Origin of the sequence: Dietzia sp. B44, from assembly GCF_014145245.1 — a bacterium.
Lineage (GTDB): Bacteria > Actinomycetota > Actinomycetes > Mycobacteriales > Mycobacteriaceae > Dietzia > Dietzia natronolimnaea.
In genome coordinates, this window is record NZ_JAALEF010000191.1 from 1 (window position 1) to 3585 (window position 3585).

Consider the following 3585-nt stretch of genomic DNA (forward strand, 5'->3'; position numbering starts at 1 on the left):
CGATCCCGCCTGGTCGGCGGCACGCACCCCGGCCTCACGAACCCGGATCGCCTCGGCCACCACCGCGACCCGCTCGAACGCCACCAGCGCCGCGGCCACAGGTCCCGACCCTGTAACCGACCCCGCGCCCGTACTCGATCCCGACCCCGTGCTCGATCCCGCCATCAGTCCCGCCCCCTCCGGGCCCGACAGTCCGGGCCGCTCGGGGATCCACGCTAGGGGCGCGGCCGCGCCGGATCCGGCCCGCGAGAGCGGTCGGTGGATAGATCGGACGACCATCCACAGGCTCAGTCCAGATCGGGTTGCTCGGCGTACCGGTTGCCGGCGTACATGCGCACCATCACCGCGACGAGCCCGACGCCGAACACCGCCATCCCGCCGAACAACAGCTCCTCCGGCATGCGCTGATCCGGACTTTCGGCGGCGCGCACGATCCCCACCTGCATCGCCACCAGCAGCGCCAGGGTGACCACCGTGATCAACCACAGATCCTCACGCAGCAGTCGCTCGAACCGGCGAAGCCTCGGCGCGGTGGCCGTCCACCACTCCTTGCGGGGTCCGTTGATGAGCTCGGTCGCGCGGAGGACAATGAGGGTGGTCAGCAGCGGGAGAGGCAGCACCAAAAGCAGGGGCAACAGCGCCGAGAACGCCAGAGCGCCGGCCTTGCTGGACCAGCCGTCCGGCTCACCGCCCGAGCCGAAGTGAACAGGGACCCGCTCCGGCAGGACCACCACCTGCCAGGCCAGCACCGCCAGCCAGACCACAACGGTGGCCACGACCAGAATCAGGATCCAGGGGCTCGTCGGTTCCTTCGGGAGCCCGCGGGCCTCGTCGGCAACCGAATTCGTCGTCGTCATCTAGTCGAGGCCTCGCGACCCTGCGGCGGTGCGGCGCACGCCTACCTCACCACCGTCACCCGCGAGGCGGCCTCGCGGGCCCGCTCGCGCGCGGTCTCCACGTCCTCGGCGGTGGCCACGGCCACGCCCATACGGCGGAACTCGCTGGCCGAGGGTTTGCCGAACAGTCGCAGGTCCGACTCCGGCACGGCGAGCGCGCGGGCCACACCCTCGAACCCGACCCCCTCGGCCGTCCCGCCAGCGGAGCCGTCCTGGCCGGCGCCGCCGATACCGGACCCGCCGTAGATCACCGCCGACGCGCCCGGGCTGGACATGGTGGTGACCACCGGCAGGCCCAGGACGGCCCGCGCGTGCATGTCGAACTCACTGAGCACCTGACTGCGCAGCGTCACCAGGCCGGTGTCGTGCGGCCGCGGGCTGACCTCGGAGAAGTAGACGTCCACGCCCTGCACGAACAGCTCCACCCCGAACACCCCGACCCCGCCGAGCGCGCCGGTCACACGCGCCGCCACCGAGCGCGCCGAGTCGTAGGCGTCCTGCGTCATGGCCTGAGGCTGCCAGGATTCGACGTAGTCGCCGCGTTCCTGGCGGTGACCGATCGGCTCGCAGAAGTCGGTCCGGATCTCCCCCGTCCGCGGGTCCACGCTGCGGACGGTGAGCAGGGTGATCTCGTACTCGAAGTCCACGAACGACTCCACGATCACGCGCGCCCCCGTCACCCGCGCACCGGACTGGGCGTAGGTCCACGCGGCCTCCACGTCCTCGGGGCCGTGGAGGGAGGACTGTCCCTTTCCCGACGACGACATCGTGGGCTTGACCAGGCACGGGAACCCGATCTGAGCGCACGCCTCCTGCAGCTCCTCGAGCGACGAGGCGAACGCATAGCGGCTCGTGGGCAGGCCCAGCTCCTCGGCTGCCAGCCGCCGGATGCCCTCGCGGTCCATGGTCAGCTGCACGGCCCGGGCGGTGGGCACGACACGGGCCAGCCCGTCCTGCTCGATCTGCGCCAGCGCGGCGGTGGCGATGGCCTCGATCTCCGGCAGGATCACCTGCGGCTTCTCGAGTTCCACCACCCGGCGCACCTCGCCCGAGTCGGTCATGTCGATCGTGTGGCTGCGGTGGGCGACCTGGTGGGCGGGGGCGCCCGCGTAGCGGTCCACCGCGATCACCTCGACCCCCAGGCGCTGCAGCGCGATCGTCACCTCCTTGCCCAGCTCGCCGGAGCCCAGCAGCATCACTCGGGTCGCGTCCGGGGTGCCCGGCGTGCCGAAGCGGTCGACGACTGGCGGGGCGAGGGGATCGTGCGCTGCGGTCATGGCGCCCACGCTAGTAGACCCCCGTCGCCGGCCTCTATCGCGTGCTCCCCCGCTCCCGCGGACCGGCAGAAGATAACGTGTGTGCAACGCCACACGAAAGGGCACACCTGTGACCACTGCCTCCTCCGGCCCACTGGCCGGCATCCGCGTCGTCGAACTCAACGGAATCGGCCCCGGCCCCCACGCGTGCATGATGCTCGCCGACCTGGGCGCCGACGTCGTAACCGTCATGCGCCCCGGTGAGCTCGCCAGGTCCGCCGACGGCTGGGCGCACATCACCCGGCGGGGCCGGACCGTGGTGGAGGCCGACCTCAAGAGCGAGGACGGGCTGGCGCAGGTCCGGGGCCTGATCGCCAAGGCCGACGTGCTGGTCGAGGGCTTCCGCCCCGGGGTCACCGAGCGCATGGGCCTCGGCCCCGACGAGTGCCTCGAGTCCAACCCGCGGCTCGTGTACGCGCGGATGACCGGCTGGGGCCAGCACGGCCCGCTCGCGCACACCGCCGGCCACGACCTCAACTACATCTCGCTCACCGGGCACCTCAACGCCACCGCCCGCAAGGGCGAGCGACCGGTTCCGCCGCTCAACCTGGTCGGCGACTTCGGCGGCGGGTCGATGTTCCTCATCCAGGGCATCCTCGCCGCGATCATCGAGCGCGCCACCTCCGGCAAGGGCCAGGTCATCGACACCGCCATGACCGACGGCGCCTCCGTGCTGGGCCAGTTCCAGTGGGCCATGCGCGCCCGCGACCAGTGGTCGGACGTTGCCGGGACCAACATGCTCGACACCGGCTTCCCGTTCTACGACGTCTACACCTGCTCGGACGGCAGGTTCATGGCCGTGGGGTGCCTCGAGCCCCAGTTCTACGCTGAGTTCGCGCGACTGCTGGGCATCGACGACGAGCGCATGCCCGGCCAGTTCGACATGGACCGCTGGGACGAGCTGCGCGAGATCATCGCCGGGAAGTTCGCCGAGAAGCCCCGCGACGAGTGGGCCGAGCTCTTCTACGGCACCGACGCCTGCACCACCCCGGTGTTGACCTACACCGAGGCGCTGTCCCATCCCCACATGACGGCGAGGGAGACCTTCGTCGAGGTCGGCGGGGACATGGGGCCGGCGCCCGCGCCGCGGTTCTCGCGTACTCCGGCGCCTGCCGTCCCGGCCGCGCCGCCGCGTGAGGTGACGTCGGTCGACCAGGTCTGGGCCTGAGCATGAGCGGGTCGGGGCCGGGAGCCACTCCTCACTCGCCGGGCAGTGGCTCCCGCACGCCGGGTTCAGGCTCCCGCACGCCGGGTTCGGGCTCCCGGGTGGCCGGGATGACCCTGGCCGTGGACCCCGCCTCGGCGGAGCCGCCGTTCCGCCAACTCAAGGGGCAGATAGTCGAGGGCGTCCGGCGTGGGGTGCTCACCGCAGG

At 71.8% G+C, this 3585-nt stretch carries 3 protein-coding genes; 1 reads left to right on the forward strand and 2 read right to left on the reverse strand.

Going from position 1 to position 3585, the window contains the following annotated elements; translation table 11 throughout:
* Positions 1-287: 287 nt before the first annotated feature.
* Both G6017_RS07130 and purT read right to left on the reverse strand, forming a co-directional pair.
* On the reverse strand, positions 288-857 hold the full coding sequence (locus G6017_RS07130) for a DUF1648 domain-containing protein (protein WP_182616677.1): 570 nt from the start codon (positions 855-857) through the stop codon (positions 288-290).
* Between the two features lie 41 nt (positions 858-898).
* On the reverse strand, positions 899-2173 hold the full coding sequence (purT, locus tag G6017_RS07135) for a formate-dependent phosphoribosylglycinamide formyltransferase (protein WP_182616679.1): 1275 nt from the start codon (positions 2171-2173) through the stop codon (positions 899-901).
* 109 nt (positions 2174-2282) lie between these two features.
* On the opposite strand from purT, the gene G6017_RS07140 reads away from it, so the two are divergent.
* A complete protein-coding gene (locus G6017_RS07140) occupies positions 2283-3380 on the forward strand; it encodes a CaiB/BaiF CoA transferase family protein (protein WP_182616681.1) in 1098 nt (365 codons plus the stop codon).
* Positions 3381-3585 lie beyond the last annotated feature (205 nt).

Bases quoted from the DNA above. Each gene is read 5' to 3' on its own strand.
- G6017_RS07130 (WP_182616677.1), bottom strand. From the start codon at position 857: ATGACGACGACGAATTCGGTTGCCGACGAGGCCCGCGGGCTCCCGAAG.
- purT (WP_182616679.1), bottom strand. From the start codon at position 2,173: ATGACCGCAGCGCACGATCCCCTCGCCCCGCCAGTCGTCGACCGCTTC.